Source organism: Candidatus Marifrigoribacter sp. Uisw_064 (assembly GCF_047730175.1).
Taxonomy (GTDB): Bacteria; Bacteroidota; Bacteroidia; order Flavobacteriales; family Flavobacteriaceae; genus Marifrigoribacter.
The window spans coordinates 355,329-369,825 of the sequence record NZ_CP159833.1; the positions used below are offsets into that span (position 1 = coordinate 355,329).

15 protein-coding genes are annotated in these 14,497 nt (G+C 32.8%); 9 read left to right on the forward strand and 6 right to left on the reverse strand.

Annotation, left to right across the window (positions count from 1 at the left end; translation table 11 throughout):
- Nucleotides 1-6 precede the first annotated feature (6 nt).
- From scpA to ABXT64_RS01695, 9 genes are all read left to right on the forward strand, one after another.
- On the forward strand, nt 7-2,070 hold the full coding sequence (scpA, locus tag ABXT64_RS01655; RefSeq protein ID WP_443633657.1) for a methylmalonyl-CoA mutase: 2,064 nt from the start codon (nt 7-9) through the stop codon (nt 2,068-2,070).
- Nucleotides 2,071-2,610 carry a GNAT family N-acetyltransferase gene (locus ABXT64_RS01660; protein ID WP_443633658.1) on the forward strand — a complete coding sequence of 180 codons (540 nt, stop codon included), beginning with the start codon at nt 2,071-2,073 and terminating at the stop codon, nt 2,608-2,610. It abuts the gene before it with no gap.
- 94 nt (nt 2,611-2,704) lie between these two features.
- Nucleotides 2,705-3,586 carry an SDR family oxidoreductase gene (locus tag ABXT64_RS01665; RefSeq protein WP_443633659.1) on the forward strand — a complete coding sequence of 294 codons (882 nt, stop codon included), beginning with the start codon at nt 2,705-2,707 and terminating at the stop codon, nt 3,584-3,586.
- Nucleotides 3,587-3,855: 269 nt separating this feature from the next.
- Nucleotides 3,856-4,620: a ParA family protein gene (locus ABXT64_RS01670; protein WP_443633660.1), complete on the forward strand. Its 765-nt coding sequence runs from the start codon at nt 3,856-3,858 to the stop codon at nt 4,618-4,620.
- 7 nt (nt 4,621-4,627) lie between these two features.
- A complete protein-coding gene (locus ABXT64_RS01675) occupies nt 4,628-5,530 on the forward strand; it encodes a ParB/RepB/Spo0J family partition protein (protein ID WP_443633661.1) in 903 nt (300 codons plus the stop codon).
- Nucleotides 5,520-6,116 carry a DUF5683 domain-containing protein gene (locus ABXT64_RS01680; protein ID WP_443633662.1) on the forward strand — a complete coding sequence of 199 codons (597 nt, stop codon included), beginning with the start codon at nt 5,520-5,522 and terminating at the stop codon, nt 6,114-6,116. Before ABXT64_RS01675 ends, ABXT64_RS01680 begins: the two co-directional genes overlap by 11 nt.
- Nucleotides 6,113-6,814: a 4-hydroxy-tetrahydrodipicolinate reductase gene (gene dapB, locus ABXT64_RS01685; RefSeq protein ID WP_443633663.1), complete on the forward strand. Its 702-nt coding sequence runs from the start codon at nt 6,113-6,115 to the stop codon at nt 6,812-6,814. The genes ABXT64_RS01680 and dapB overlap by 4 nt, the downstream gene beginning before the upstream one ends.
- A gap of 6 nt (nt 6,815-6,820) precedes the next feature.
- On the forward strand, nt 6,821-8,392 hold the full coding sequence (gene lepB / locus ABXT64_RS01690) for a signal peptidase I (RefSeq protein WP_443633664.1): 1,572 nt from the start codon (nt 6,821-6,823) through the stop codon (nt 8,390-8,392).
- A gap of 12 nt (nt 8,393-8,404) precedes the next feature.
- Nucleotides 8,405-9,040, forward strand: coding sequence for a WbqC family protein (locus ABXT64_RS01695; protein WP_443633665.1), 636 nt, complete (start codon nt 8,405-8,407; stop codon nt 9,038-9,040).
- Here the strand turns inward: ABXT64_RS01695 and ABXT64_RS01700 are convergent.
- The 6 genes from ABXT64_RS01700 to ribH form a co-directional block, all read right to left on the reverse strand.
- A complete protein-coding gene (locus tag ABXT64_RS01700) occupies nt 9,018-10,034 on the reverse strand; it encodes an endonuclease/exonuclease/phosphatase family protein (protein ID WP_443633666.1) in 1,017 nt (338 codons plus the stop codon). The genes ABXT64_RS01695 and ABXT64_RS01700 overlap by 23 nt on opposite strands.
- Nucleotides 10,035-10,088: 54 nt before the next feature.
- Nucleotides 10,089-10,970 (reverse strand): rhomboid family intramembrane serine protease, encoded by an 882-nt coding sequence (locus ABXT64_RS01705; protein ID WP_443633667.1) that lies wholly within the window; start codon nt 10,968-10,970, stop codon nt 10,089-10,091.
- 2 nt (nt 10,971-10,972) lie between these two features.
- On the reverse strand, nt 10,973-11,716 hold the full coding sequence (locus ABXT64_RS01710; RefSeq protein ID WP_443633668.1) for a rhomboid family intramembrane serine protease: 744 nt from the start codon (nt 11,714-11,716) through the stop codon (nt 10,973-10,975).
- The gene (gene mutL / locus ABXT64_RS01715; RefSeq protein WP_443633669.1) at nt 11,717-13,564 is read right to left on the reverse strand and encodes a DNA mismatch repair endonuclease MutL; all 1,848 of its coding nucleotides are present in this window, start codon (nt 13,562-13,564) and stop codon (nt 11,717-11,719) included.
- Nucleotides 13,564-13,854, reverse strand: a complete 291-nt coding sequence (locus tag ABXT64_RS01720; protein ID WP_443633670.1) for a riboflavin synthase subunit beta — start codon at nt 13,852-13,854, stop codon at nt 13,564-13,566. The genes mutL and ABXT64_RS01720 overlap by 1 nt, the downstream gene beginning before the upstream one ends.
- Before the next feature lie 144 nt (nt 13,855-13,998).
- Nucleotides 13,999-14,496 carry a 6,7-dimethyl-8-ribityllumazine synthase gene (gene ribH / locus ABXT64_RS01725; protein ID WP_443633671.1) on the reverse strand — a complete coding sequence of 166 codons (498 nt, stop codon included), beginning with the start codon at nt 14,494-14,496 and terminating at the stop codon, nt 13,999-14,001.
- Between the last annotated feature and the right edge of the window lies 1 nt (nt 14,497).

Here is a 14,497-nt window from a genome sequence, read left to right on the forward strand (position 1 = left end):
ATTTTTATGGAACGAAAGAATCTACAACATATCGATAGTAAAAATCTTGAAAAGAATGCACCAGATTCTACTTTTGAACATCAAGATTTTGTAGCAGGAATTGCACCCTATTTAAGAGGTCCATATTCAACGATGTATGTTAGAAGACCTTGGACTATTAGGCAATATGCTGGTTTTTCAACTGCGGAAGACAGTAATGCTTTTTACAGACGTAACTTAGCTGCAGGTCAAAAAGGACTTTCAGTTGCTTTTGATTTAGCTACGCATAGAGGTTATGACAGCGATCATCCACGCGTGGTAGGCGATGTGGGAAAAGCAGGTGTTGCAATTGATAGTGTGGAAGATATGAAAATACTATTCGATCAAATTCCTCTTGATAAAATGAGTGTTTCTATGACCATGAATGGTGCAGTATTACCAATTATGGCATTTTATATTGTTGCTGCTGAAGAACAAGGTGTAGCCACAGAATTACTTTCTGGAACGATACAGAATGATATTTTAAAGGAGTTTATGGTTAGAAATACCTATATCTACCCTCCTACTCCTTCTATGAAAATTATCAGTGATATTTTTAAATTTGCATCTAATAAGATGCCTAAGTATAATTCTATATCTATTTCAGGGTATCATATGCAAGAAGCTGGTGCTACCTGTGAAATAGAATTAGCCTACACCCTTGCAGACGGATTAGAATACATTAGAACAGGGATTGCCGCAGGTATGGATATAGATTCATTCGCGCCAAGATTATCATTCTTCTGGGGCATAGGGATGGATCATTTTAATGAAATTGCTAAACTAAGAGCTGCAAGAATGCTATGGTCGAAATTGGTAAAACAATTTAATCCTAAAAATAAAAAATCATTAGCCTTGCGTACCCATTGCCAGACAAGTGGCTGGAGTTTAACCGAACAAGATCCATTTAATAATGTTGCTAGAACATGTATTGAAGCTTCCGCAGCTGCATTTGGAGGAACCCAATCTTTACATACCAATGCGCTGGATGAGGCAATTGCTTTACCTACAGATTTTTCTGCACGTATTGCAAGAAATACTCAAATTTATTTACAAGAAGAAACCGGTATAACAAAAACGGTTGATCCTTGGGCTGGTAGTCATTTTGTTGAAAAATTAACTGAGGACATTGCTACTAAAGCTTGGGAGTTAATTTTGGAAGTTGAAGAACTTGGAGGAATGACAAAAGCGATTGAAGCTGGAATTCCTAAATTGAGAATTGAAGAAGCTGCTGCACGAAAACAAGCAAGAATAGATGGAGGACAAGATATTATTGTTGGTGTTAACAAATATCGATTAGAAAAAGAAGATCCACTTCAAATTTTAGATGTGGATAATCAAAAAGTTCGTCTATCACAAATTGAACGTTTAGAGCAATTAAAATCGGATAGAAATTCAGAAAAAGTTGTAGCTATTTTATCAAAATTAACTGAATGTGCTAAAACAGGTGAAGGAAATTTACTAGATTTAGCTATTGAAGCTGCAAGAGAAAGAGCTACTTTAGGTGAAATATCCGATGCTTTAGAAGAAATATTCGGAAGACATAAAGCACAAATTAAATCATTTAGCGGAGTGTATAGTAAAGAAATAAGTGACGATCCATCGTTTAAAAAAGCGAGAGAATTAGCCAATAAGTTTTCAGAAATTGAAGGTAGACGCCCTCGTATTATGATTGCAAAAATGGGCCAAGATGGCCATGACCGTGGAGCAAAAGTAGTAGCAACAGGCTATGCTGATGTTGGTTTTGATGTAGATATTGGTCCCTTATTCCAAACGCCCGCAGAAGCAACAAAACAAGCCATAGAAAATGATGTTCATATTTTAGGAGTTTCTTCTTTAGCTGCTGGACATAAAACATTAGTTCCTCAAGTAATTGAAGAATTAAAGAAATATGGGCGTGAAGATATTATGGTGATTGTTGGAGGTGTAATTCCTGCACAAGACTACCAATTTTTATTTGATGCTGGAGCATTAGCTGTATATGGTCCAGGTACCCGAATTAGTGATGCAGCTATCGATTTACTTACTATTTTGATCGATTCTGCTTCTTAAATGAAAGAGTACATTATTAAAACACCACGCCTCGGATTAAGAAATTGGCTTCCAAGTGATGTTGCCCCTTTTGTAAAAATGAGCCAGGATGAGGAGGTCATGAAGTACTTTCCAAAAGTATTAAATGAAGAGGAGTCTAAAGGTTTCATAGACCGAATGCAACTTCATTATAAAAAGCATGGCTTCTGTTACTTTGCGGTTGATGAATTAGCGACCGATACATTCATTGGGTTTGTAGGTTTGTTACATCAAAACTTTAAAAGTAATTACACTCCCTCTGTTGATATTGGATGGCGTTTAATGAAAAGTGTTTGGGGAAAAGGTTTTGCTTCAGAAGCTGCTAAATCTTGTTTAGAGTATGCTTTTTCAGAATTAAAACTGAATGAAATCTACTCTTTTGCAACCGTAAATAATAAGGCTTCAGAAGCAATTATGAAGAACATTGGAATGAATTATATCGATTCTTTTAATCATCCTTATTTAACTGAATATGAAGATTTAAAAAAGTGCATCGTTTATACTAAAAATAAATTTCACTAATTATTTTATTTATTTTCCTGTTTAAACAATAATATACTATGCAAGCATAATAATTTCATTAAGATTTACTATTTTTACCAAAAATTAGAATTCGATGGATTACAAACAAAAAATGTTGCGTGATGATGCGCTACAAGGAAAAACAATAGTTGTTACAGGTGGAGGAAGTGGATTAGGAAAAGCAATGACAGCTTATTTTCTCGAATTAGGAGCCAATGTAGTGATTACGTCTAGAAATATAGAAAAACTTCAAGCTGTAAAAACAGAATTAGAAGCACAAACAGGAGGAAAAGTACTTCCCGTTCAATGTGATGTTCGAAATTACGACGAAGTTGAAGCAATGTTGAAAGCATCTATCGAAGCATTTGGAACCGTTGATATTTTACTTAATAATGCAGCTGGAAATTTTATATCTCCAACAGAACGGCTTTCTGCTAATGCTTTCGATACCATTATCGATATTGTATTAAAGGGAACTAAAAATTGTACGCTAGCTTTTGGAAAACATTGGATTGCTAAAAAGGAAGTCGATAAAGTTGTTTTAAATATTGTTACAACCTATGCTTGGACTGGATCTGCCTATGTGGTACCAAGTGCAACAGCGAAAGCTGGTGTTCTGGCTATGACGCGTTCATTGGCTGTAGAATGGGCAAAATATGGGATGCGCTTTAATGCAATTGCTCCAGGACCCTTCCCTACTAAAGGAGCTTGGGATCGATTATTACCTGGAGATTTAAAAGAAAAATTCGATTTAGCAAAAAAAGTACCTTTAAAACGAGTTGGAGAACATCAAGAATTAGCAAATTTAGCTGCTTACTTAGTTTCAGATTTTTCTGCCTATGTAAATGGTGAAGTTATTACTATTGATGGCGGAGAATGGTTAAAAGGTGCAGGGCAAATGAACTTATTAGAAGATGTTCCTGAAGAAATGTGGGATATGCTTGAAATGATGATACGCGCTAAAAAGAATAAATAGACAAAACTCATTTATGTGATCTATTAGACCCGCATTTGTATGCCGTGGTGGCAAATGTAACAAAATAGATATATTGCTTAGCAACTATTTTGTTGCATTTGGCGTTACTTTAAAAAAAAAATGATGATACGCGCTAAAAAGAACAACTAAATTTTTATAAATCATTCAGCGTTAAACTTAAAAAAAACTTGTTCACTACCTGTTAACAAAATTCATTTTCTATCCACAGAATAAGTTGTATTTTTATATCCTAATTCTGCTTCAAATCTATGGGAAAAATTATTGCAATAGCAAACCAAAAAGGCGGTGTAGGCAAAACTACAACCACGATTAATCTTGCGGCTTCATTGGGTGTGTTAGAAAAAAAAGTTTTATTAATTGATGCTGATCCTCAGGCAAATGCTTCATCAGGACTCGGTATTGATGTAGAAAAAGTTGAAAAAGGGACCTATCGCTTATTAGAACATTCAACTTCTGCAAAAGAGGCTATTATTTCAACTAATTCACCAAATGTAGATATTATACCTGCCCATATAGATTTAGTTGCTATTGAAATTGAACTTGTAGATAAAAAAAACAGAGAATATATGTTAAAGGAAGCCATCAAAGATATTATTGATGACTATGACTATATTCTTATTGACTGTGCTCCTTCTTTAGGATTATTGACCTTAAATGCACTTACCGCTGCACACGCAGTTTTAATTCCTATTCAATGTGAATATTTTGCTCTTGAAGGATTAGGAAAATTATTAAATACGATTAAAAGTGTTCAAAAAGTTCATAACCCAGATTTAGATATTGAGGGTTTACTATTAACAATGTACGATTCTAGACTTAGGCTTTCAAATCAGGTAGTTGAAGAAGTTAAAAAACATTTTGATAAAATGGTGTTTAAAACTATCATTCAACGAAATGTAAGTTTAGGGGAAGCTCCAAGTTATGGTGAAAGCATTATTAGTTATGATGCAAGTAGTAAAGGTGCTAATAATTACTTAAGTTTGGCGCAAGAGATAATTAAAAAAAACACGTGATATTTTCATGGCGAAGGCAACTAAAAAACAAGCTTTAGGACGTGGGCTTTCTGCTCTTTTAAAAGATCCATCTAATGACATTACTACTGCAACAGATAAAAATGCAGATAAGGTTGTTGGGAGTATTGTTGATTTAGAGCTTGGTTCCATAGAAGTTAATCCCTTTCAGCCAAGAACAAGTTTTAATGAAGAATCTTTAAGAGAACTTGCTTCCTCAATAAAAGAATTAGGTGTAATACAACCTATCACAGTTAGAAAATTAGACTTTGACCGCTATCAATTAGTAAGTGGTGAAAGAAGGTTTAGAGCTTCAAAATTAATCGGCCTAGAACGTATTCCTGCATTTATTCGAATTGCAAATGATCAGGAGTCATTAGAAATGGCATTGGTCGAAAATATTCAACGACAAGATTTAGATCCTATAGAAATTGCATTGTCTTATCAACGTTTAATTGAAGAAATTCAGGTAACCCAAGACGAATTAAGTGATCGTGTTGGTAAAAACCGTTCTACCATAGCAAATTATCTTCGTTTACTTCGGTTAGATCCAATTATTCAAACGGGTATGCGTGATAACTTTATTAGTATGGGCCATGGTAGAGCGCTGATTAATATTGATGATCTTGGAGACCAATTAGATATTTATGAAAAAATAATTTCTGAAAATCTTTCAGTTCGTGCAACTGAAGCTTTGGTTAGAAATCTTAAGTCGCCTTCAGCAAAAAAACCAACAGAAAAAAAAGGGGAACAACCTACCTATATTAAAACTGCAAAAAAACAGTTAACTGAATTGTTAGAAAGTAACGTTTCAGTAAAAGTTAGTGAAACTGGAAAAGGGCAAATGATGATTCCATTTAAAAACAAAAAAGATTTTTTACGCATCTTGAATTTATTAAAAAGTGAAATATAGATTTTTAATCATGTTGTTATTAAGTGCTGTTCTAATTTCTACGGCACAAGAGACCGATACACTTTCAGTAAAGAAAGAAGAAATTATGGTCGTTAAAGATATTTCTATAATCAAAGAACCTTATGATCCTTTGACTCCTGCAAAAGCAGCATTTTATTCTGCTGTACTTCCTGGTTTAGGACAAGCGTATAATGAAAAGTATTGGAAGATTCCAATCATCTATGCAGGTATTGCGGGTGGTATTTACCTTCATATTCAAAATGATAAAGATTATGATCGTTTCAGAAATGCTTATAAAAGTAGATTAGCTGGACTTACAGACGATGAGTTTTACGGTGATGGAACTTCACCACTTATATCTACAGATCGATTGGTAGATGCCCAAAAAACAGCCCAAAGAAACAAAGATTTAAGTATCGTAATATCTCTTGTTTTTTATTTAGTTAATATAATAGATGCCAACGTAGATGCGCATTTACGACAATATAATGTGAATGACGACCTTACATTAAGACCCAATTTTGAAATTGACCCAATTAATTCGCAAGCAAATTACGGCTTGTCTCTTAAGCTAAATCTCAAATGAAAATAGCTCTTTTGGGATATGGGAAGATGGGTAAAACCATTGAAAAACTAGCCCTAAACAAAGGGCATCAAGTAGTTTTAAAAACTTCAAGTAAGGACATTACATTCGATGTATCAGAAGCTGATGTTGCGATTGAGTTTTCTACTCCAAACGCAGCTATTCAAAATATTAAAAGGTGTCTAGAACAAGATACACCGATAGTTTCAGGAACCACAGGATGGTTAGATCATTATAATGAAATGATAAAGTTATGTGAAAATCGTAACGGAAGTTTCATCTATGCGTCCAACTTCAGTGTTGGAGTAAATTTATTTTTTAGCATCAATGAATATGTTTCGAAATTACTGAAACCTTGGAAAGAATATGATGCATCTATCGAAGAAATACATCATACTGAAAAAAAAGATGCTCCCAGTGGTACTGCTATTTCATTAGCTGAAGGAATTTTAAAAAATTCAAAAAAGTCACATTGGAAGTTAGATAGTAATTCAGAAGAAAGTTTGAGTATTTCAGCTAAAAGAATTAATGATGTAAAAGGAACACATATTGTTTCTTATCAATCTGAAATAGATTCAATTACAATTAAGCATGAAGCACACAGCAGAGACGGTTTTGCTTTAGGTGCATTGTTAGCTGCAGAATGGCTACAAGATAAAAAAGGAGTATATTCTATGAAAGATGTACTTGAAATAAAATAAACGAATATGACTTTTACGACCTTATTACTATTTGTATTAATCGTCCAAGCCCTTCACTTTCTAGGTACTTGGAAACTCTACACACTTGCAGGTAGAAAAGCATGGGAAGCTGCTATACCAATTTACAATGCAGTTGTATTAATGAAGATTATTAACCGACCTTGGTGGTGGGTTATCTTACTATTTGTCCCTATTGTCAACCTTATTATGTTTCCAGTAGTTTGGGTTGAAACCTTGCGTAGTTTTGGTAAAAATAGTACTACAGATACCTGGTTAGGGGTACTTACATTTGGTTTATACATCTATTATATTAATTATACTCAAGAGGTAAAATACATCGATGATAGAAGTTTAAAACCCAGAACCTCAACAGGAGAATGGGTGAGTTCAATATTATTTGCGGTAGTTGCTGCAACTATTGTTCATACTTATTTTATGCAACCATTTACGATACCAACCTCTTCTTTAGAAAAAACATTATTAGTGGGTGATTTTCTTTTTGTAAGTAAATTTCATTACGGAGCAAGAACTCCATTAACAGCAGTATCTTTTCCTATGGTGCATGATACAATTCCTGTTATTAGAAAAAAATCGTATTCCACAACACCACAGTTACCATACTTTAGATTACCAGGCTTTCAAAATATTAAACATAACGATATCGTAGTTTTTAATTGGCCTATAGACACCGTAAATGCCTTTCAACAATATAGCGATGGAAAACATTATTATAAACCCATCGACAAAAAATCGAATTATGTAAAACGTTGTGTAGGACTTCCTGGAGATTCACTAGAAGTAAGAGATGGTTATGTTTACATTAATGGAAAGCAAAATGAATTACCAGAAAGAGCGAAACTTCAATTTGCTTATGCCATATCTGTAAAGAGACCTTTAAATTTAAAATATATAGCGGAACGTTTTGATGTTACAGACATCTACCCTGTAAATAGAGAAGGCACTTTATATCAAGCTCATATGACTGTTGAAGCCTATGAAAAATTTAAAAACTATCCCGATGTAAATGAGATCGTTTCCTTAAAAAGAAAAAAAGAAAATTGGGATAAGGGAATGTTTCCACATGATCCACAATTTCAATGGGATGTAAATTTCTATGGACCTCTTTATATTCCTCAAAAAGATGCAACTGTAGTTATCAATACTGAAAGTATTTCTTTTTACAAACGAGTTATTGAAGTGTACGAAGGAAGCGAAATGGGACTCGATCAAAAAATTACCACATCTGGTACTGAAGTTCTTTTAAATGGAGCTCCTATAACAGAATACACCTTTTTACAGGATTATTATTGGATGATGGGTGATAATAGAAATAATTCAGAAGATGCTCGATCTTGGGGTTATACTCCGTCAAATCACGTTGTAGGTAAACCTGTTTTTGTTTGGATGAGTTTTAATAATACGAATCAAAGTTTATTTAATTGGTCTCCTCGTTGGGAACGATTTTTCACTACCGTTGGAGGTAATGGTAAGCCTGTCTCCTATTTTTATTATTTCTTAGGCTTATTAGCAGCATGGTATGTATTTACTTTTTTCAGAAAGAAGAGAAAGAACGCATAATTTTAAATTGATATGAATAGGATTTTAATACATCCCTCCTATTTTCCTTCCATTGCTCAAATGGCAGCCATGGTACAGTCAAGTCATGTTGTATTTGAAGATGATGATAATTATCAGAAACAAACCTATAGAAACAGAGCGTTTATTGCACATAGTAACGGAGCATTATTATTAAATATACCGATACTTCATTCAAAAAACGGAGTAAAAATTAAGACTAAAGACGTCAAAGTTGAAAATAGTTTTCCCTGGCAATACCATCATTTAAAGTCTATTCAGACCGCATATCGCTCTTCTCCTTTTTATGAATACTATGAAGATGAATTTAGTTCTTTATTTACAGATAAAGTAGGTTCCCTATTTGAACATAACATGAAAATTCATCATCTATTATGTGAATTAATTGATATCGAAATTCCTTTTTCCTTTTCAAAAGAATATATGAAGGACCCAAAAGAAACAGATTATCGGTTTTTAATTAATGCGAAAGCTAAGTTGCAATATACTTTTCCTCCTTACCACCAGGTACTTGAAGAAAGACATGGGTTTTTAGAAAATCTATCCATTTTAGACCTTTTATTTAATGAAGGACCTAATACAATTACCTACTTAAAAGACTTAAAGATTACTCCCAACCCACCATTGTAAAAATTGGATAATGATCTGAAAAAGAGTTTTTAATGGTCTTAAATTTTAAAACTTCAAAAGAGTTTGAAGTAAAAATATAATCAATTCTCATAGGGTACGAATCAAATGAATAAGTAGTTCCTAAACCATTCCCTCTTTCAATAAAGGTATCCTTCATATCTTTCTGCAGCTCTTTATATGTATATGAAAAAGGGGTATTATTTAAATCACCACTTAAAAGCACTGGATATTTAGAGCTTGCTTTATGCGCCAATACTTGAGTTACTTGTTCTTGTTGTTTAACAAAGGTACTTGCTATTCTTTTTCGTAACCTATCTTTATTTCCTTCTTGCAATGAACTAACTGAAGGTGTAATACTCATGGATTGTAAATGCAAATTATAGATGCGTAGTGTATCATTATTAACAATTACATCTGCATAAATTCCATTATTATTAGATGCTAAGAAATCGAAAGCCCCTTTATTTATTAAAGGATACTTTGAAAATATAGCATGTCCCAGGCTAGCAATACGCCTTTTAAAATAAGTATATTGATAAGGATATGCAGAAAAATCTACTTTATGATCTTTATAGTATTCTTGAATAGAAATAATATCAGGTTCTTCTTCTTTTATTAATTCTGAAATAATTTTAGGCACATCTTCTGTTGAATTTTTTTCATACGCATTGAAAAGACGAACATTATAACTTAGTAATGTAATTTTTTTATCAAATTTTGAAGCATCTCCTTCCGAAGAAAATTCAAAAAAAGGATTAAAATGAAAATAGGCAACAAACAATATGAATCCTGAAAGCAAAGCTTTCTTTTTTAATCCAATTCCCCAATACAGAAAAAATATAAAATTAATTAATAGCAAAGGAGAAACAGCTAGACTTAGCACAGATAGGGTTGGCCAAGTTTTTGGTGGAACATAGGGCAGAATGAAAGAAATTATCAATAGTATTGCTACTATAATATTTACTCCATATATAATTTTTTTTAAAATCCCCAAATAATCTATTTTTACTATTCCCTAAACGAATACTTTGACTTTATATTAGCCTAATCAATCTTCTTTCCCAGCTTTAAAGAGAAAATCCTTTTCAGCTTTTGTTAAACTATCATATCCACTTTTACCAATTTTATCTAAAATAGCATCAATCTTTTTTTGATGCTCCATTTTTGAGTTACTAACCTTAGTTTTAGCATTGGCTTTTTTAGCATGTGGAGTTTTATGAACTTTTTTAAAAGGTCTTTTACTTCTTGGCTTCAATTGATTTGCAAACCAATCTAACATATTCTCGAACCATTTTCCAATATCATTCCCTTTTGCTAATTGTATGGCGTACACATATCCAAAAATAGCACCTCCTACATGTGCAAGTAATCCTCCTTCATTCCCTGAAGTTGGTAGCCTTACTAAATCGAATAAAAATAGAAATAGCGCTATTTGCCAGAGTTTTATTGTCAATGTAAAAAAACGAAGTGCTGTATTTGGAGTATAGGTAGCTATAAATACTATGACAGCCATTACAGCGCCAGAAGCGCCTAATAAAAAGCCTGAATCGTTCTTGAATACAGGAAGTACATTATAGGACAACACAAATAAAAGGCCTCCAAAAAGTCCTCCTAATAAATAAATAGTGAGAAAACGTTTTTCAGAAAAAAGATTGAGAATATATTTACCAAACCAGTGTAACCAAAGCATATTAAACAATAAATGAAAAAAATCAAAATGTAAAAAGCTATACGTAAATAAGGACCAAGGTTGCGATAAGAGACCCCCTATATTTTCTGGTAAAACAAACCATTTTGTTAAAATTCCTGGATAAACCGTAAAGAAAAAAGCACCCAAATGAATTAATAAAAAAATAATCACATTGATTGCAATTACTTTAATTATAATGCTTGCTGTTTTAAACTGATATAATAAATTATTTGTTGCCATATTTAATTCCAACGTTGATCATTAAAACTATTTTTTTTCCAGTACCAAGCCATAATAAAACCAAATAGCGCGCCACCGATATGTGCCCAATGCGCAATTCCTTGACCAAGCAAAGAAAATCCTGTTAATCCAGAGAATAAATCCATTAAAATAATAACAGGAATAAAGTATTTAGCTTTAATTGGAATTGGTAAAAACATAAGCATAAGTTCAGCATTTGGGTACATTAAACCAAAAGCAACTAGTACTCCATAAATAGCCCCTGAAGCTCCCACTGCTGGAGTATTGAATGCAGAATACATTGAATTAATTTTATCTTGTGATACAAATTCTAGTATCGCATTACTTCCGCCTGTTCCTGTAGTTAAAAAATTAGTAACATCTTCCTGACTCCAACCTCCTGCAAGTAGTGATTCTACAACACTTTCTACTTGATAATAATTAACTAAAGAATGAATTAATGCTGCTCCTAATCCTGCTGAAAAATAAAAGAATAAAAATTTCTTCTTACCCCATTGTGCTTCCAAAGGTGAACCAAACATGAACAATCCAAACATATTAAATAAAATATGACCAAATCCACCATGCATGAACATATGAGTCAGGGGTTGCCATAGTTGAAATCGAGGGCTTCCAAAATAAAACAATGAAAACCAATCATACATCATAGGATATACTTGTGATCCAATAAAGAATATCACATTAATTATAATAAGGTGTTTAACCGTATCTGTTAGTCTTCCCATTTACATAAATTTTTTATCCAAATCTGACGCATCTATAGTAATAAGTATAGGTTTATTGTTTGGGGCTATTGTTGGTTCTTTACATGCAAATAACTGATGTATTATATGCTCTTGTTCTTCCTTATTCAAGGATGTTCCTGTTTTTACAGCAAAACTCTTCGCTAAAGATTTAGCCAATAAATCATTCTGACTAAATCCCGGCTCAGGAATCTCTTCATTAATATCATTAATCAATTGTTCTAAAATAGAAGGTATCTGACTTTCCGTAATAGTTACAGGGATGCCACTAATTTCAAGAGTATCCTCTTTAAAAGCCGAAAACACAAAACCTGTATGTTCTAATTGTTCTTGTATGTTTTTTATGATAGCGATATCTATACTGGATAATTGAATTTGTAATGGAAACAATAATTGCTGACTAACGGCTTCTTTAACGGTTATATTTTTTAATAATTCTTCATATAAAATACGTTGATGCGCTAAGTTTTGATGTATCACCATCATTCCACTCTTTACAGGGCTAATAAGGTACTTATTTTGAAGCTGAAACGTACTTCTGCCTCTTTCACTTTCATTCGTATCAAATAAATTACCCGTTACCTCATCACTTTCAAATTTTAAATCATGCTTAGAGAATTTCTCTACGGAAGCACCATTTTCTAACCCTACATACATTGCTTCCCAAGAAGATGTTTTTTCTCTTTTATACGTTGGATTAAAATTACCTTGTGAGGAATCTCTCTGAAAAGGATTAAAGTTTCTATCAACCTCAATGGTAGGAGGCACCGGTTTTTTTTGATTGTAATCATAGGGAGTGTCTAGTCCCGAATCTTTATTAAAATCTAACACAGGCGCAATACTAAACTGACCCAAACTATGTTTAATCGTTGATCTTAACATTGCGTAGATAGAATGTTCATCATCGAATTTAATTTCAGTTTTTGTGGGATGAATATTAATATCGATTGATTGTGTATCTACTTCAAGAAATAAAAAATATCCCGGCTGTGAACTATCTTTAATCAACCCTTCAAAAGCTGAAAGTATCGCATGATGTAAATAAGAACTTTTTATATATCGGTTATTGACAAAGAAGAACTGTTCTCCTCTGCTTTTTTTAGCAAATTCTGGCTTAATAATAAAACCATCAACCACAACAATATCAGTCTCTTCAGAAACAGGAACTAATTTTTCATTTGTTTTTGCACCAAAAATATTTACAATTCGCTGACGTATGTTTGAGCTAGGTAAATTAAAAATTGAAGTTCCATTACTTAATAAAATAAATTCAATCTGAGGATGTGCTAAGCCCACTCGATGAAATTCATCTATAATATGTCTTATTTCTACCGTATTACTTTTTAAAAAGTTTCTTCTTGCAGGTATGTTATAAAATAAATTTTTTACTGAAATAGTCGTGCCTGTTGGCGTAACTATAGGTTCTTGAGAATTTACGTGACTCCCTTCAATACAAATTTGAGTTCCAATCTCTTCCCCTTCAATTTTAGTTTTCAACTCAACATGGGCAATTGCAGCAATTGAAGCGAGTGCTTCTCCTCTAAACCCTTTGGTATGAATATTAAAAAGATCTTCCGCTTTACGGATTTTTGAAGTGGCATGACGTTCAAAACACATGCGAGCATCTGTCAAACTCATCCCTTTACCATTATCGATTACCTGAACTAATGTTTTTCCAGCATCTTTAATAATTAATTTGATGGAAGTAGCCTTTGCATCAATTGCATTTTCAAGTAATTCTTTAACTACGGAAGCAGGTCGTTGAACAACCTCACCGGCAGCAATTTGATTTGCAACATGATCGGGTAATAACTGAATAATGTCTGCCATTACATTTGAAAACTGAATATAGATAAATCAAAATCAATGATAAAAAGGAAAAATAATAAAAGAACAGCAACAATAATTAAGATGGTTTTACTGCTTCCTTTACTTTCAGAAGTTTTTAGCTCTTGAATTGCATTACTAAACTTTCCCTTTAGCCCTTGATTTTCTCCTACTGTACTTCTAAATTTATCAAATTTATGTTCTATTTGATAGGGGTTTCCTTCTCCATTATCATTATAATAACGAGGAGTATATCCATACTTTTTATTTTTTCTTGTCTTTAGAAGTCCCATAGTATTTCAAATGTAGTTAAAAATGTAGTGTTTATATATACTAACACCTCTCATTTATCAACAATAGTTATACCAAATGTGATTAAAGTAGTTTTTCTGAAAGTAAAAATACTAATGAATAAGTAACTCTATATTAAATAAAACTTAAAACTTAGCTTCTTTTCTAAGCTGAGCCATTTTAATTGCGGCTATTGCAGCTTCTGTTCCTTTATTTCCATGAATTCCTCCACTTCTATCTATAGATTGTTGCAAGGTATTATCAGTTAGAACACAGAATATAACCGGAATGTCATTTTGCACATTAAGGTCTTTTATTCCTTGAGAAACTCCTTCACAAACAAAGTCAAAATGTTTTGTTTCTCCTTGTATTACACTTCCAATAGCGATTACAGCGTCTAGCATATCATAGCTTTGCTGCATTTTCTTACACCCATAAACAAGTTCGAAACTCCCTGGAACATTCCATCGAACGATATTTTCTTTAATAACTCCATTTGCTAATAATGCATCGAATGCCCCTTGAAAGAGTCCTTCTGTTATGTTAGGATTCCATTCTGAAACAACAATCCCAAACCGAAAATTTTTCGCGTTTGGGATTGTTGCTTTATCGTAAGAAGATAAATTTTTATTTTTTGTTGCCATT

Excerpts from the sequence above, each read along its gene's own strand:
- scpA (WP_443633657.1), top strand. The coding sequence starts at position 7 with ATGGAACGAAAGAATCTACAACATATCGATAGTAAAAATCTTGAAAAG.
- ABXT64_RS01660 (WP_443633658.1), top strand. The coding sequence starts at position 2,071 with ATGAAAGAGTACATTATTAAAACACCACGCCTCGGATTAAGAAATTGG.
- ABXT64_RS01665 (WP_443633659.1), top strand. The coding sequence starts at position 2,705 with ATGGATTACAAACAAAAAATGTTGCGTGATGATGCGCTACAAGGAAAA.
- ABXT64_RS01670 (WP_443633660.1), top strand. The coding sequence starts at position 3,856 with ATGGGAAAAATTATTGCAATAGCAAACCAAAAAGGCGGTGTAGGCAAA.
- ABXT64_RS01675 (WP_443633661.1), top strand. The coding sequence starts at position 4,628 with ATGGCGAAGGCAACTAAAAAACAAGCTTTAGGACGTGGGCTTTCTGCT.
- dapB (WP_443633663.1), top strand. The coding sequence starts at position 6,113 with ATGAAAATAGCTCTTTTGGGATATGGGAAGATGGGTAAAACCATTGAA.
- lepB (WP_443633664.1), top strand. The coding sequence starts at position 6,821 with ATGACTTTTACGACCTTATTACTATTTGTATTAATCGTCCAAGCCCTT.
- ABXT64_RS01695 (WP_443633665.1), top strand. The coding sequence starts at position 8,405 with ATGAATAGGATTTTAATACATCCCTCCTATTTTCCTTCCATTGCTCAA.
- ABXT64_RS01705 (WP_443633667.1), bottom strand. The coding sequence starts at position 10,970 with ATGGCAACAAATAATTTATTATATCAGTTTAAAACAGCAAGCATTATA.
- ABXT64_RS01710 (WP_443633668.1), bottom strand. The coding sequence starts at position 11,716 with ATGGGAAGACTAACAGATACGGTTAAACACCTTATTATAATTAATGTG.
- mutL (WP_443633669.1), bottom strand. The coding sequence starts at position 13,564 with ATGGCAGACATTATTCAGTTATTACCCGATCATGTTGCAAATCAAATT.
- ABXT64_RS01720 (WP_443633670.1), bottom strand. The coding sequence starts at position 13,854 with ATGGGACTTCTAAAGACAAGAAAAAATAAAAAGTATGGATATACTCCT.
- ribH (WP_443633671.1), bottom strand. The coding sequence starts at position 14,496 with ATGGCAACAAAAAATAAAAATTTATCTTCTTACGATAAAGCAACAATC.